Source organism: Geothrix mesophila (assembly GCF_022808835.1).
Lineage (GTDB): Bacteria > Acidobacteriota > Holophagae > Holophagales > Holophagaceae > Geothrix > Geothrix paludis.
Genome location: NZ_JAKZLD010000001.1, coordinates 1637059 through 1650676, shown reverse-complemented (window position 1 = coordinate 1650676; position 13618 = coordinate 1637059). Strand labels below are relative to the sequence as shown.

At 70.5% G+C, this 13618-nt stretch carries 15 protein-coding genes; 13 read left to right on the top strand and 2 right to left on the bottom strand.

Annotated elements, in window-relative coordinates; genetic code table 11:
- The first annotated feature begins 473 nt into the window (after positions 1-473).
- From MLG87_RS07425 to MLG87_RS07400, 5 genes are all read left to right on the top strand, one after another.
- Positions 474-1064, top strand: a complete 591-nt coding sequence (locus MLG87_RS07425; RefSeq protein WP_243294545.1) for a hypothetical protein — start codon at positions 474-476, stop codon at positions 1062-1064.
- A gap of 44 nt (positions 1065-1108) precedes the next feature.
- Complete coding sequence (locus MLG87_RS16075) at positions 1109-2884, top strand: tail fiber protein (protein ID WP_279341079.1); 1776 nt, start codon at positions 1109-1111, stop codon at positions 2882-2884.
- A 101-nt stretch (positions 2885-2985) separates the two neighbouring features.
- Positions 2986-4185: a collagen-like protein gene (locus MLG87_RS07410; RefSeq protein WP_243294569.1), complete on the top strand. Its 1200-nt coding sequence runs from the start codon at positions 2986-2988 to the stop codon at positions 4183-4185.
- A 145-nt stretch (positions 4186-4330) separates the two neighbouring features.
- Positions 4331-4786, top strand: a complete 456-nt coding sequence (locus MLG87_RS07405) for an aminoacyl-tRNA deacylase (protein WP_243294544.1) — start codon at positions 4331-4333, stop codon at positions 4784-4786.
- 64 nt (positions 4787-4850) lie between these two features.
- Positions 4851-5603, top strand: a complete 753-nt coding sequence (locus tag MLG87_RS07400) for an SDR family NAD(P)-dependent oxidoreductase (protein ID WP_243294543.1) — start codon at positions 4851-4853, stop codon at positions 5601-5603.
- Here MLG87_RS07400 and MLG87_RS07395 read toward each other — a convergent pair.
- Positions 5584-5949 (bottom strand): antibiotic biosynthesis monooxygenase family protein, encoded by a 366-nt coding sequence (locus MLG87_RS07395; RefSeq protein ID WP_243294542.1) that lies wholly within the window; start codon positions 5947-5949, stop codon positions 5584-5586. The two genes, MLG87_RS07400 and MLG87_RS07395, sit on opposite strands and share 20 nt — an antisense overlap.
- 126 nt (positions 5950-6075) lie before the next feature.
- Here MLG87_RS07395 and MLG87_RS07390 point away from each other — a divergent pair, with 126 nt between their 5' ends.
- The 3 genes from MLG87_RS07390 to MLG87_RS07380 are packed head-to-tail and all read left to right on the top strand — an operon-like array spanning position 6076 to position 8199.
- Positions 6076-6858, top strand: a complete 783-nt coding sequence (locus tag MLG87_RS07390) for a helix-turn-helix domain-containing protein (protein WP_243294541.1) — start codon at positions 6076-6078, stop codon at positions 6856-6858.
- Between the two features lie 33 nt (positions 6859-6891).
- A complete protein-coding gene (locus MLG87_RS07385) occupies positions 6892-7629 on the top strand; it encodes an alpha/beta fold hydrolase (protein ID WP_243294540.1) in 738 nt (245 codons plus the stop codon).
- 15 nt (positions 7630-7644) lie between these two features.
- Positions 7645-8199: a hypothetical protein gene (locus MLG87_RS07380; protein WP_243294539.1), complete on the top strand. Its 555-nt coding sequence runs from the start codon at positions 7645-7647 to the stop codon at positions 8197-8199.
- A gap of 51 nt (positions 8200-8250) precedes the next feature.
- Here the strand turns inward: MLG87_RS07380 and MLG87_RS07375 are convergent, their stop codons facing one another.
- Entirely contained in the window at positions 8251-9480 is a 1230-nt protein-coding gene (locus tag MLG87_RS07375; protein ID WP_243294538.1) for an MFS transporter, read from the bottom strand.
- 62 nt (positions 9481-9542) lie between these two features.
- Here MLG87_RS07375 and MLG87_RS07370 point away from each other — a divergent pair, with 62 nt between their 5' ends.
- The 5 genes from MLG87_RS07370 to MLG87_RS07350 all read left to right on the top strand — a co-directional run bounded on the left by MLG87_RS07370 (position 9543) and on the right by MLG87_RS07350 (position 13595).
- The gene (locus MLG87_RS07370) at positions 9543-9833 is read left to right on the top strand and encodes a DUF2164 domain-containing protein (protein ID WP_243294537.1); all 291 of its coding nucleotides are present in this window, start codon (positions 9543-9545) and stop codon (positions 9831-9833) included.
- Positions 9834-9842: 9 nt separating this feature from the next.
- Positions 9843-10211, top strand: a complete 369-nt coding sequence (locus tag MLG87_RS07365) for a 5-carboxymethyl-2-hydroxymuconate Delta-isomerase (protein WP_243294536.1) — start codon at positions 9843-9845, stop codon at positions 10209-10211.
- 8 nt (positions 10212-10219) lie between these two features.
- Positions 10220-10423, top strand: coding sequence for a hypothetical protein (locus tag MLG87_RS07360; protein WP_243294535.1), 204 nt, complete (start codon positions 10220-10222; stop codon positions 10421-10423).
- A gap of 139 nt (positions 10424-10562) precedes the next feature.
- Positions 10563-10940 (top strand): thioesterase family protein, encoded by a 378-nt coding sequence (locus MLG87_RS07355; protein WP_243294534.1) that lies wholly within the window; start codon positions 10563-10565, stop codon positions 10938-10940.
- Between the two features lie 132 nt (positions 10941-11072).
- Positions 11073-13595, top strand: a complete 2523-nt coding sequence (locus MLG87_RS07350; protein WP_341848579.1) for a putative Ig domain-containing protein — start codon at positions 11073-11075, stop codon at positions 13593-13595.
- Positions 13596-13618 lie beyond the last annotated feature (23 nt).

Below are 13618 nucleotides of genomic sequence, written 5' to 3'. Positions count from 1 at the left end.
GACCTTTTAGCCACCGATTTCGCTGATTTCAGTGATTCCCCGCGACCAGACAGCGTGGGCGGAGCCGGGGGGGGGGGGGGGGGGGCCCGGGGGGGGGGGGGGGGGCGGCCCCCCCCCCCCCCCCCGCCCCCCCCCGCCCCCCCCCCCCCCCCCCCGACTCCCTTCCGGCCACGCCGGAAGCCGCCTCCGGCGGGCCCATGCGGAAAATTCGCGGCGCGAAATCAGCGTCATCGGCGAAATCGGTGGCGAAAAAGGCCCTTGTAGATGCAGTCACAACGGGGTTCCGATCTGAGGCGGATGGCGATGACTTCATCCTCAATTCACTCCAAGTCAGCAGTCAGGCTTGCAGGTTACATCTTGTTTACAGAAGCCAGTCATTGCTGAATACAACTATTAAAAAACGATCATTTAACGTCTTGACATACTCCAATGGATCTAGGAAGAATAAGGCCTTCCACTGCTGAAAGATTTCTATGCGCATACGCCATCGACTCGCGGGCGCCGGTCTGGTTGCCGGTCTGCTCATCCCCCTCCTGGCCTGCTTCGGCAACGGCCGGCCGGCCGCCACGGCCGGCGGGGCCTTCCTGGCGCAGGTGAGCCCGGGGAGCCTGAGCATCCCCGCCGGCGGCGGCGGCTACGTCTCGGTGACCACGGCCCGCGCCCTGCCCCACGCCCCCAACCTCCAGGGCCCCCTGACCCTCAGCCTGGACCAGGCCCCCGCCGGCGTGACCGGCAGCGGGACCATCCCGGCGGACCGGTCCACGGGGACCCTCTCGCTCTGGGTGGACGCCGCCGTGGCGCCCCAGGCGCTCCAGGGCCTCCGGGTGAAGGTCACCGCCCCGGGCCTGGCCACCGTGGCCACCTTCGACCTGACCGTGACCGCGCCCCTGCCCCCGGGGCAGCTCCGCGCCGACCTGGTGCAGGCCAGCGGCCAGGCCCAGCAGGGCGGCGCCTACGCGAACACGCCGGTGGTCCAGGAGCCCGTGGCCGCCCGCCTCACCTCGGACGCCGCCCAGGTCCAGACCCTCCGCCCCGGGTTCCACCCCGCCGCGCCCGCCAACTGATCCCCCTGCGACCCCTCTTCCACATTCCCGCCCTGCGAGGTTCCATGCCCTTCCGTCCCACCCTCCTGACCCTGGCGCTGATCGGCCTGACCCCCGGCCTCCACGGCCAGGGGACGCCCGCCCCCACCGTCGCGGCCCCGGCCCCCCAGGTGGCCTACCAGGGCCGTCTGACGGAAGCCGGCCTGGCCGTCACCGGCACCCGCAGCTTCACCTTCGCCATCCTCGATGCCCAGGGGACGGAGCTCTGGACCTCGGGCCCGCAGGACGTCTCCGTGAACAACGGCCTCTACGCCGCGGTACTGGGCGGCACGGGCCAGCCCGCCATTCCCGCCTCCCTGCTGGGCACGCCGAACCTCAAGCTGCGCGTGGCCATCAACGGCGTGACCCTCACCCCGGACACGGACCTGGTGCCCGCCCTCCAGGCCCGCAGTGCCTTCGAGTTCTCCGGCCCCCTGGCCGGGGATGTCACCGGCACGCAGAGCGCCACGGTGGTACTGCGCCTCAACGGCATCCCCCTCGACGCCGCAACCCCCGCCGCGGGCCAGGCCCTGGTGTTCAACGGCTCCAGCTGGGCGCCCGCCACGGCGGCGGGCCCCATGGGCCCCGAAGGTCCGGCGGGCCCCGCCGGTCCCATGGGCCTCATCGGTCCGCAGGGCCTCCCGGGCGCGACGGGTCCCCAGGGCGCCACCGGTCCCATGGGCCCCGCCGGTCCGCCGCTCGCTTTCCGCAACGCCTGGAGCGCCGCCACCGCCTACGCCACCGGCGACGCCGTGGCCAAGAACGGGACGACCTACATCGCCCTCACCGCCAGCACGAACCTGGATCCCGCCGCGGATGTGGCCGGCTCCGGCGGACACTGGGCCGTGCTGGCCGCCAAGGGTGATCCGGGGCCCGTCGGCCCCATGGGCGCGACCGGTGCCACAGGCGCCACCGGGGCCACGGGTGCGACCGGCCCCATGGGACCGCAGGGCTACCAGGGCATCCAGGGCATCGCGGGTCCAACGGGCCCGACGGGCCCCATGGGACCGATCGGCCCCGTCGGACCGCAGGGCGCCACCGGCCCCCAGGGTCCCATGGGGCCCCCCGTCGCGTTCCGGAGCGCCTGGAGCGGCAGCACCGTCTACGCCATCGGCGACACCGTGGCGGAAAACGGATCGAGCTACATCGCCCTCACGGCCAACCTCAATGTCGATCCCGCCCTGGACGTGGCCGGCTCGGGCACCACCTGGGCGCTGCTGGCGGCCAAGGGCGCGGTGGGCCCCGCGGGCCCGCAGGGCGCGACCGGCGCCACGGGTCCGACCGGCGCCACCGGGCCCATGGGCCTCCAGGGTCCCATGGGACCGATGGGACCGACGGGCGCCCAGGGTCCCACCGGCCCCGCGGGGACGGTCGCGGTCGGCACCACCACCACCGGCGCGCCCGGGGCCGCCGCCTCGGTGACCAACTCGGGCACCTCCACCGCGGCGATCCTGAACTTCACGATCCCCCAGGCCCCGCTCATCTCGACCATCCCCCTGGGCGCCCAGCAGATCGGCACGGTCAAGGCGGTGGGACTCAACTACATCATCGCGCTGGTGGGGATCTTCCCGCCCAACTCCGGCAGCGGCAGCACCAGCTACTCGGAGCAGATCATCGGGGAAGTCCGGCTCTTCGCCGGCAACTTCGCGCCGGACGGCTGGGCCTTCTGCAACGGCCAGCTCCTGAGCATCTCCTCGAACGTGGCCCTGTTCTCCATCCTGGGCACCACCTACGGCGGCAACGGGAGCACCACCTTCGCCCTGCCCGACCTGAGGGCCGCCGTGCCCATGGGCCCCAAGTAGCCTCCACCCGCCAGCCTGCTCCCTCTTCTCCGGAAGGCCCTCCGGGGCCGCCTCCGGCCATGCCCTGCCCGCATCGACGGACACCCGCCCCGAGAGGTCCCATGCCCTTCCGCCCCTCCCTCCTCACCCTGGCGCTGGCCGTCGGCCTGGCCTCCGCCCTCCACGCCCTGCCGGCGCCGGTTCCCGCCCCAATTCCCGCGGCTCCGGCCCCCCAGGTGGCCTACCAGGGCCGCCTGACGGAAGCTGGCCTGGCCGTCACCGGCGCCCGCAGCTTCACCTTCGCCATCCTGGACAGCCAGGGGACGGAGTTCTGGACCTCAGGCCCGCAGGATGTCTCCGTGAACAACGGCCTCTACGCCGCGGTGCTGGGCGGCACGGGCCAACCCGCCATTCCCGCGTCCCTGTTGGGCACGCCGAACCTCAAGCTGCGCGTGGCCATCAACGGCGTGGCGCTCACGCCGGACACGGACCTGGTGCCCGCCCTCCAGGCCCGCAGCGCCTTCGAGTTCTCCGGCCCCCTGGCCGGGGATGTCACCGGCACGCAGAACGCCACGGTGGTGCTGCGCCTCAACGGCGTCCCCCTCGACACCACGGCCCCCACCGCGGGCCAGGCCCTGGTGTTCAACGGCTCCACCTGGGCGCCCGCCACGGCGGTGGGTCCCATGGGCCCCGAAGGTCCGCAGGGCCCCGCCGGTCCCATGGGCGCCATGGGTGCGACGGGCCCGCAGGGGCCCATCGGGCTCACCGGCGCAGCGGGTCCGCAGGGCGCCTCGGGGCCGCAGGGAGCCACCGGCGCGACCGGTGCGACGGGCGCCACCGGGCCGCAGGGCGCCACGGGCCCCATGGGCCTCACCGGCCCCGCGGGCGCGGCGGCCAGCGTCGCCGTGGGCACCACCACCACCGGCGCCCCCGGCACCGCCGCCTCGGTGACCAACTCGGGCACCTCCAGCGCCGCGGTGCTGAACTTCACCATCCCCCAGGGCTCCGCGGGACCGAACGGCGTGCACGTGGTCTCGGGCACCACCCCCAACTACCTCGTCGGACCCAACGATCTCACCGTGGTCGTGACGAGCACGGCCAACCCGACCATCGTCCTGCCCGCGGCATCCGCCAATCCGAACCGGGTGATCCAGGTGATGGCTGGAGGCTTCAGTTTCTCGCTGTCCGCCTCCGGAGTGCCCATCGTCGACGGCACCGGTTCCATCAACCCGACCTGGACCGTTACGCCGGTCGTGACCATCGCCTTCCCCTACTGGACGCTCATCTGCGTCTCCGATGGCACCTCCTGGTATGTGAACTGACCTCCCCTGGAGCGGCCGGACCCCGATGCGCGCCCGGCCTCCGGGCGCGCTTGGCGTCCTGACGTCCTCCCGGGGGACCGCGGCCGATGGCATGGGGACCATTCCGGCCCCATCCTTGGGTCGCGTTCGTTCCGAGGAGGCTGCCATGGCCACGACGAAGCTGGAGGAATTCCTCAACCAGAACGGGGTGGTCCACCAGATCATCCATCATCCGCTGGCCTTCACAGCCACTTCGGTGGCAGGGGCCGCCCACATCAAAGGCAAGGAGATGGCCAAGACCGTCATGGTGAACATGGATGGCCACCTGGCCATGGCGGTGCTGCCCGCCGACCGCAAGGTGGACCTGGAGCGACTGCGGCAGGCCACCGGGGCCGTCAACGTCGAGCTGGCCGACGAGCGCGAGTTCATCGGCGACTTCCCCGAGTGCGAGCCCGGCGCCATGCCGCCCTTCGGGAACCTGTACGGCATGGACGTCTACGTGGAGCCGCACCTGGCGGCGGACCCGGAGATCGCCTTCAACGCCGGCTCCCACACCGAGCTGATCCGCATGGCCTACAAGGACTTCGAACGCCTCACCCACCCGAAGCTCGTGGACATGTAGATCCGCTGAGATCGGCCTTTCCCGGGCGGGCGCCCGGCGCGCCGGGCCCTGTGAGGAGGTTCCCATGCGTCTGAAGGGCAAGTCCATCCTCATCACCGGCGGCGCCAGCGGCATCGGGCTGGCCACGGCGGAGCGCTGCCTGGACGAGGGCGCCGGCATCGTCCTCGCGGACCTCCCCACCTCCCAGGGCGTGGCCCACGCCAAGGACCTGAACGGCCGCCACGCGGGCCGCTGCCTGTTCCTGCCCTGCGATGTCACCGCCACGGACCAGGTGGACCGGCTCATCGCCGACACCGTCAAGGAGTTCGGCCGCCTGGACGGCGTGTTCAACAACGCGGGCATCGGCGGCATGAGCCTGGCCCACGCCTACAGCGATGAGGACTTCCTGCGGGTGATCGACATCAACCTCATCGGCGTGTTCCGCGTGGCCCGGGCCGCCCTGCGCCAGATGTACCCGCAGGGCAGCGGCAGCATCGTGAACTGCGCGTCCATCCTGGGCGTGTTCGGCCAGACCATGGTGGCGGCCTACTCGGCGGCCAAGGGCGGGGTGGTGAACCTCACGCGCACGCTGGCGCTGGAGGCCGCCACCAAGGGCGTGCGCGTGAACGCCGTGGGGCCGGGCTACATCGACACGCCCCTGCTCTCGGGCCTGGATCCCGACGTGCGCCAGGCGCTCATCGACCTGCACCCTCTGGGCCGCATGGGCCGCCCGGAGGAGGTCGCCCACGCCGTGGCCTTCCTGCTGAGCGACGAGGCCAGCTTCACCACCGGGGCCCTCCTGATGGTGGATGGCGGCTTCACGGCCGGGAAGTCCTGACCTCGGCGGCCTGGTAGGTCGCCCGCACCATCTCGACGCCCCAGGCCTTCAGGGCCGCGGGCATGTCGAACCCGAGCCGCTGGTAGTGGGCGCGGACCTCGCGGCCCGCCGCTTCGTAGGCTTCGCGGCTGGCCCAGGCGGCGAGGGTCACGAGGTTGAAGGCGGAGGCCCCGTCCCGCTGTTCGAGGACCAGGTGGCCCCGGAAGCCGGGCAGGGTTCGGATGAAGGCCAGGTTCTGCTGCATCCGGTCCGTGAACGCCGCCCGGTCGGCCTCGGGCACCGTGAATGCGTCGTGCAGGAAGTAGAGTCCGGGCTCGCGGTCGAGGTCGAGGGAGAAGGTGGACATGGAGGCTCCTGATGGATGGCGGAACGGATCGTGCCGCCCCTTGAATGCTTGTCGCGACGGCCATCTGGAACTTGTATGAATTCAGGAACTCCATGCAGGAGCTTCGGGCAGGAGTAGCATCACCCCATGCAGGTCCACGCCTTCGCCCCGACCGAGGCGCTCGTCCCCTTCGTCCGCGCCTTCGAGATCATCGAGGCGGACGGCGCCATGGAGAAGCTGCTCATTCCGGAGACGGGGCTGATCCTCGGCTTCCGCTACGCGGGCTCGTCGAGCCTGGTGGAAGGCGCCACGCGGCTCGAGGTCCCGGACCACGTCGTGACGGGCCTGCGGGCCACGGCCCGCCGCATGGTCACCGCCGCCGGCAGCGGGATCGTCCTGGCGAAGTTCCGGGACGGCGCGGCCGGAGCCTTCTTCGATCCGCCCCTGCACCAGCTCTTCGGGGCCACCCTGCCCCTGGAGGAGCTGGTGGACCGCCGGGCCGTGGAGGCCGCCTCCGCCGGCATCCGGGCGGCCCGAGGCCACCGGGCGCGCGTGGACGTCCTCGAGCGGTTCCTGCTGGCGCAGAGGGCGCCCCGGGACTGGCGCGCGGACCCGGTGGTGGGCGCCGCGCTCCGGGCCATCCGGGCGGACCCCGGCGCCTTGCGCGTCGCGCCCCTCGCGGGCGAGCTGGGCCTGAGCGTCGATGGGCTGGAGAAGCGGTTCCGCCGCAGCGTCGGGGCCTCCCCCAAGCAGGTGGCCTCCATCCTCCGCCTGCGGCGGGCCCTCGGCGCCCATCGCCCGGGGACGTCCCTGACCCGGCTCGCCCTGGACGCGGGGTACTACGACCAGGCCCACTTCATCCGCCAGGTCGTGGCCGCGGTGGGCGTGGCCCCGAGGGCCTTCCTCCACGCCGCGGAATTCTGCCTCTGAGGCGCTCCCGCGCGAAGCTGGGATACTGCCCCCATGTCCCTCCCAGGTCCCGATCCTTCACCGGCCCGCGCCGAGCGCCCGCTCCTGGTGCTGCTGCCCGGCCTGGACGGCACGGGGATCATGTTCGGGCCCTTCGTGGCGGCCCTGGGGGCCGCGGGCTTCGAGGCGCGGGTGGTGCGCTATCCGCCCACCCTGGTGTCCTACCCTGCCTGCGCCCACTTCGCCCACACGCTGCTGCCCCGGGACCGGCCCTTCCTGCTGCTGGGGGAGTCCTTCTCGGGCCCCGTGGCGCTGGCCCTGGCGGCGGAGGCACCGGAGTACCTGGTGGGCGTGGTGCTCTGCGGCACCTTCGCGAAGAACCCCCGGCCCGGCCTGGGCCGGCTGGCGCCGCTGCTGCCCATCCTGCCCAAACGCCTGCCGCCGGCCGTGATCCGCTTCCTGCTCCTGGGCCGCTGGGCCACGGCGCCGCTCATGGACCTGCTGCGCGCCCTGGTGCCCCAGGTGCCGCCCGCCACGGTGAAGGCCCGCCTGCGCGCCGTGGTGGCCGTGGACCAGACGCCGCTGCTGGGCCGCCTCCGCGTGCCCGTCCTGGCTCTCGTCGCCGCCCGGGACCGCCTGGTGCCCCCTTCCGCCACCGCCTGGCTCCGCGCCCGCCTGCCCAACCTGGACATCACGCGCCTGCAGGGCCCGCACTGGCTCCTCCAGACCCGCCCCGACGCCTGCGTCCAGGCCATCGCGGCCTTCCTGGACCGCCTGCCGAAACCCAGGTGATGGGATACTCGCCCCATGCCCTTCCTCGCCCGCCCCGCGATCCGCTGGTCCGTCCTCATCGCCCTCTGGGCGGTGGTGGGCGCGGTGCTGTGGATCCTGCTGGTGCAGGTCTTCCTGCTGGCGCTGAATCCCTTCTGCCACGCGCAGCGGCCCGGCGTGGCCCACGTGGAGGTGCGCAGCGTGGACCGGGATCCCGACAGCCAGATCACGGACTTCGTGACGGTGAAGCACGGGGACTCGGAGCAGGTGCTCAAGATGGCCAAGGCCGAGGCCGCGGAGCTGCGCCCGGACGACGAGGTGTGGATCCTCGACGCCTGGTACGCCGACGGCCTGCGCCCCACCCAGTTCCGCCTGACACCCCTGCGCGTGCTGCTGGAATACCCGGTGCTGCTGCTGCTGCCCGCCGCCTGGGGCCTGTGGCGCGTGCGGAAGGCGAAGCGGGTGGCCGACGCCGCCCCGCCCCCGCCCGTGCGCCGCGTCTTCACGGACGACTTCCACCTCCGCGCCCAGCGCTTCGCGAAGCCCACGGAAGCGAAGAAGGAGGAGCCGCCCGCGGACGGGCCCGCCTGAGGCGGGGCAGACTCCAGTCTTCCGCCGCGCCATGGACACCAGCTGTCCAGTTCACGCCCCTTCGGATTTCCCCACGTCCGAGGCCTTGAAGCTCCGGTAGAGCAGCAGGTCGTAGAGGATCTTCAGGCCTCCGGCGATGAGGAACGGCGCTCCCGCCAGGGCGGGAACGGCCAGCAGGGGCCCGGCCAGGGAGGGCGAAATCGCCGCGCCGGTGGTGCGGGCGATGCCGGTGACGCCGGCGGCGGCGGAGCGCTCGTCCGGCGCCACCACGGCCATGGTGTAGGCCTGGCGCGTGGGCACGTCCATCTGGGAGATGCTGAAGCGCAGCAGCAGCATGACCACCGCGAGCGGCAGGGTGGGCATCAGCGGCACGAGGATCAGCAGCACGTTCGAGGGGATGTGGGTGAAGACCATGGTGCGCACGAGGCCGATCTTCCCCGCCAGCTTCACGGCGTACAGGCTGGAGAGGCCCGCGAGGAGGTTCGCCGCGAAGAAGATCGACCCCAGGGTCCCGGGCGCCACGCCGAATTTCACGTGGAACCAGTAGGCCATGATGCTCTGGATGACGAAGCCGCCGGCGAAGGCGTCCAGCGAGAACAGCGCCGACAGCCGCAGCACCACGCCCTTGGAGGCGTGCAGGCCCCAGCGGCTGGCGTGGGCCGCGGCGGGCGGCGCCTCCACGGCTGGCGACATCCGCGCGAAGAGCGCTGCGAGAAGCAGCCCCACGGCGGCGTAGGCGAAGACCAGCACGCGGTAGCTGGCCACGGGGGTGCGGCCGGCGGCCTGGAGGGCCTGTGCGGACCAGCCCCCGGCCAGGGCGCCCAGGGCGGTGGCGAAGGAGCCCGTGAGGTTGTACCAGGCGAAGACGCCGGTGCGCCGTTCTCCGGGCAGCACCTGGGAGAGGGCCGCCTGCTCGATGGCCAGGAAGGGCCCCACCTCGTTGCCGGAGGGGCTGATGACGCCGAAGGTGGCCGCCAGCACCAGCACCGTGAAATCGCCGCTGAGGGCGAAGGGGATGCCCGCCGCCACCATGAGGGCGGCGCCCACCATCAGCATCTTCTTCCGGCCCAGGCGGTCGGCGTGGAGGGTGATCCAGAGCGAGATGAGCGTGTCGCCCACCAGGGTCAGCGTGAGCAGCAGCCCGATGCGCCCCTCGCTGAAGCCCAGGCCGGCCAGGTAGAGCACCAGCACCACGGACAGGAAGCCGTACGAGAACATCCGCGCGGCGCGGGTGAGGAAGAGGAGGCGGCCGTCGGCGTCCAGGCGGGCATTCGAGGGCATGGGACCTCCCGGCGAGTCCCCACTGTACACTTGCCCGGCCGCCCGCCGGCAGAAGGTCGCCCATGGACATCAAGCTCACCCCCGACACCGAGAAGCGCCTGCGCGGCCCCATCCAGCGCTTCGTGAACGAGGAATACGGCGTGAGCCTCGGCGACCTGGGGGCGGACACCTTCCTGCGCTTCTGCCTGGTGGAGCTCGGCCCGGCCATCTACAACCAGGCGGTGGCCGATGCCCAGGCCTGCGTGCAGGAGCGCGTGAGCGAGCTCTCGGACATCTGCTTCGCCGACGAGTCCGACTACTGGGACAAGGGCGCGAAGAAGAAGGTGGCGCGCAAGCCCCTCGGGGGAAGGTAGGAGCCGGCCATGCCCCACTGCATCCTCGAAGCCTCGGACAACCTGCTGGACGCGCCGGACTGGGCGGGCCTGCTGGAACGGCTCCACGGAACCTTGACAGCCACGGGCCTCTTCCGCGAGGAGGACCTCAAGAGCCGCGTCATCCTGCACCGGACCTTCCGCGTGGCGGACGGCGCGCCGGACCGCGCCTTCGTCACCCTGGACCTGCAGATCATGGAGGGCCGCGAGGACGCGGTGAAGGCGCAGCTCAGCGAAGCTCTCATGGCCCTGCTGGCCAAGGCCTTCCCCCGCACCTCGGCGGCCATGCGCCTGAACCTCACCGTGCAGGTCAGCGAGCTGAACCGCGCCAGCTACCGTCGCCAGACCAGCGAACCCTAGGAGCCCCCGTGGCCGAACCCATCACACCCCGCCAGAAGATGCTGCTGCAGCTGGTGGCCCAGCACCCCGACGTGGCCCGGGACCACCTGCTGAAGGCCGGAGCGGCGGAGGCCGACCTGGCCTACCTGGAGCGCCAGGACCTCATCCGCGAGCGGGAGCCTGGGCACTACCGCGTGTCCCACCTGGGGCAGCAGGTGCTGAAGCGGATGTAGGTACCGGTACCGAGACAGTCATGTTCCGCTGGGAAGCGGAAGGGCCGAAGATGGAGCCCGCACCCTCGCGGCCCGATGTTCCCCATGTTCGCGACCACCCGACTACGCGGGCTGAGGCGGCAGGGACTTCAACGACCACATGCGCAACACGACCGACCTGAACAAGGCCGCCGACACCCGCGCGCACTTCTTCGAGACCCACGGCTTCCCTGCGCCCGAGTTCCCACGCCTGCGGATCGGCCCCGTGGTGCGGAAGGACGAGGTCGAATACATCCGCGAGATCGGGTTGCTGGAGCCCTTCAGGGTCACGCTCGCCGTGGCGGCCCAGTCCGGGGACGGCAGCCGCCCCCAGCTCCGCAACGAGTTCTTCAAGGCCGACGGCCGCGTGGCCACTCGCATCACGAGCCTGGGCGGCTGGCTGGACCACGGCCCCCGCGACCTGGTGGCGCCCTCCGCCCTGCTACAGGCCATGGAGCGCACTGAGGACTTGCAGGACCTGCCGTCCCTGAATGCCTGACCAGCCCCGGCTCCCCAGGCGCGGTGAATGGTCTGGGCCCCGGTGGCCACCCGATGACGATTCGCAAAATAGGGTTGATCTTGCCTACATCATAGTGGATTATCTGGTCACCATAAAATTCCAGGTGAGCGTATGCGTCTGATGTCCAGGGTCTTACTCGGTGGTGTGAGCTGTCTCCTGCTCCTGATCGGCTGCGGAGGCGGAGGCTCCAGCAGCGGCGGGGCCACACCCGTGCAGCCACCCACCTCCCTTTCCTACAGCACCAGCCCTGCGGTTTACACCCGCGGAGTAGCCATTGCGCCCAACCTTCCTATGGTGGGTGGAGGGGCGGCGACCGCCTTCACCGTGTCGCCCGCACTCCCCGCGGGTCTGGCGCTCAATAGCGGTACGGGGGCCATCACCGGTACTCCCAACGCGATCACCCCTGGAGCGCTCTATGTGGTCTCAGTTTCCAATGCTGGTGGGACAACTAGCACGACCCTGAACATCACCGTGAACGACCAGGCCCCAGCCATCGAGCTGCCGGGCGGACCCTTCGTGTTCACGGTGGGCCTGGCCGTATCGCCCCTGGTCCCTGTCAACCACGGCGGATCCGCGGTCGCCTGGAGCCTCGCGCCAGCCCTTCCCGCAGGGCTCAACCTGAATCTTTCGGATGGATCCATCTCAGGGATTCCCACCAGTCCAACTGCTGCCCGGAACTACACGCTCACCGCCTCCAACACCGGGGGAACCACCACTGCCACCGTATCCATCGCTGTGGTCGATACGCCACCCGCCATCGCCCTGAATGGCGGGCCATTCGCATTCACCATCGGCAGGGCCATCACCCCCCTCGTCCCCACCAATACGGGCGGGACGGTTCTTTCCTGGTCGGTCACGCCGACCCTGCCCGCAGGACTCAGCCTCAATCCTGTGAACGGAACCATCAGCGGAACCCCCACCTCCGCCTCCACGACCCTCGAGTATTCCCTCCAGGCTTCCAACACGGGCGGCAACGCCACCGCCAAGGTCACGATCACGGTGAATGAGGCCCCTCCCTCCATCCACCTTGGAAGCGGAGCCTACGGGTTCATTCTCAATCAGCCCATCGCCCCCCTTGTCCCCGTCAACGACGGAGGCCCCGTGGCGACCTGGTCCATCACCCCAGGGCTGCCGCCGGGATTGAGCCTGGATGGGACGAACGGAACCATCAGCGGGACTCCGACCACCCTGGCACCACCCCAGAGCTACAGCCTCCAGGCGACCAATTCCGGCGGATCAAGCGCCGCCTCCGTCGAGCTGCGGGTGATCCCACCGCCGCCGGTCATCACCGCCCCGCCCCTGGACCAGACCGTCGATGGCGGCCAGACGGCCACCTTCACCGTCACGGCCACCGGAACGGGACCACTGACCTACCAGTGGAAGAAGGATGGTGTCTCCATTTCCGGCGCGACCTCCTCCACCTACACCACACCGCCCCTGTTCGTGCCCGACCGGAATGCCCAATTCAGCGTCCTGGTGAGTGATTCCTATGGAAGCAGCCTCACGAGCCCAGCAGCCACCCTGGGTGTGACGGATCCCTGGCCTGCGGCCCCGGAGTGGACCACTTTCCAGGGCAACGAGACGCACACTGGCTACGTTCCGGTATCCTGCGACCCCCGCGCCTTCAAGCTCGCATGGACGACTCCGCCGCTCGCCGCCCAAGTGGCCTTGAATCCCGCCACGGCAGGTGCGGGAAAGGTGTTCGTTTCCACCCAATCCTACTTCGGCAAGAACCTGCTCTTCGCGCTGGACATGGGCACGGGTGGCGTGCTGTGGTCCTATGATTTCGGCGGCATCCACGCCGTCCACCCCCCTGCCTTCGCGGGAAACCGGGTCTACCTCACCACCTCGGGGAATGTTGACGCCTTCCTCTGGTGCTTTGACGCGGCCACGGGAACTCCGCTGTTCCGATCCGCCTATGGGAATCAGTGGGAACGGTACTTCGCCCCCATCATCATCGGCGACCGGGTCTACATGGGAGGCGGCACCTACGGAGGAATGTGCTGCTTCGATGCGACCAACGGGACCAAATACTGGTCCGCCATCCTGAACCAGTACGACCAGTGGACCCCTGCCTACGCCAACGGGCGGGTCTACGCCTACACTGGTTCGTACTCTCCCAAGGTCAGTGTCCTGGACGCTTCCACCGGGCTTTCCGTCGGAGACATCCCCGATCCTGGATTCGTATGGAACGGCTGGTCCATGAACGAGGCTCCGACCCTCGGTTCCAGGAACAACCTGGTGGCCGTTCAGCAGGGGGGCAGTCGCCTGGTCTCCTTCGACCTCGCGGGAAGCCGCCTGGAATGGGTCCTGAATGGAACCTACAAAGGACATGCCACCATCGCCAACGGCGTGATCTTCGTCTTCAACAACAGCCAGCTGGAGGCCCGGTCGGAAACCGATGGATCCCTGCTCTGGATCTGGATCGCGCCCCTCGAGACCCCCACGGGCACCCTCGTCGCCACCCAGAACCTCCTGTTCATCAGCACCGCCACCAAGACCTACGCAGTGGACCTCTCCACCCACAAAGCCGTCTGGTCCTATCCCAAGGGCGGCCTTCTGGCGATAAGTCAGTCCGGCACCCTCCTCATCTCCAGCACCGATGGCACGGTAACGGCGATCTCGGTGAAATAACCCCCGGAGACCACTCCGGTCCA

Bases quoted from the DNA above. Each gene is read 5' to 3' on its own strand.
- MLG87_RS07425 (WP_243294545.1), top strand. From the start codon at position 474: ATGCGCATACGCCATCGACTCGCGGGCGCCGGTCTGGTTGCCGGTCTG.
- MLG87_RS16075 (WP_279341079.1), top strand. From the start codon at position 1,109: ATGCCCTTCCGTCCCACCCTCCTGACCCTGGCGCTGATCGGCCTGACC.
- MLG87_RS07410 (WP_243294569.1), top strand. From the start codon at position 2,986: ATGCCCTTCCGCCCCTCCCTCCTCACCCTGGCGCTGGCCGTCGGCCTG.
- MLG87_RS07405 (WP_243294544.1), top strand. From the start codon at position 4,331: ATGGCCACGACGAAGCTGGAGGAATTCCTCAACCAGAACGGGGTGGTC.
- MLG87_RS07400 (WP_243294543.1), top strand. From the start codon at position 4,851: ATGCGTCTGAAGGGCAAGTCCATCCTCATCACCGGCGGCGCCAGCGGC.
- MLG87_RS07395 (WP_243294542.1), bottom strand. From the start codon at position 5,949: ATGTCCACCTTCTCCCTCGACCTCGACCGCGAGCCCGGACTCTACTTC.
- MLG87_RS07390 (WP_243294541.1), top strand. From the start codon at position 6,076: ATGCAGGTCCACGCCTTCGCCCCGACCGAGGCGCTCGTCCCCTTCGTC.
- MLG87_RS07385 (WP_243294540.1), top strand. From the start codon at position 6,892: ATGTCCCTCCCAGGTCCCGATCCTTCACCGGCCCGCGCCGAGCGCCCG.
- MLG87_RS07380 (WP_243294539.1), top strand. From the start codon at position 7,645: ATGCCCTTCCTCGCCCGCCCCGCGATCCGCTGGTCCGTCCTCATCGCC.
- MLG87_RS07375 (WP_243294538.1), bottom strand. From the start codon at position 9,480: ATGCCCTCGAATGCCCGCCTGGACGCCGACGGCCGCCTCCTCTTCCTC.
- MLG87_RS07370 (WP_243294537.1), top strand. From the start codon at position 9,543: ATGGACATCAAGCTCACCCCCGACACCGAGAAGCGCCTGCGCGGCCCC.
- MLG87_RS07365 (WP_243294536.1), top strand. From the start codon at position 9,843: ATGCCCCACTGCATCCTCGAAGCCTCGGACAACCTGCTGGACGCGCCG.
- MLG87_RS07355 (WP_243294534.1), top strand. From the start codon at position 10,563: ATGCGCAACACGACCGACCTGAACAAGGCCGCCGACACCCGCGCGCAC.
- MLG87_RS07350 (WP_341848579.1), top strand. From the start codon at position 11,073: ATGCGTCTGATGTCCAGGGTCTTACTCGGTGGTGTGAGCTGTCTCCTG.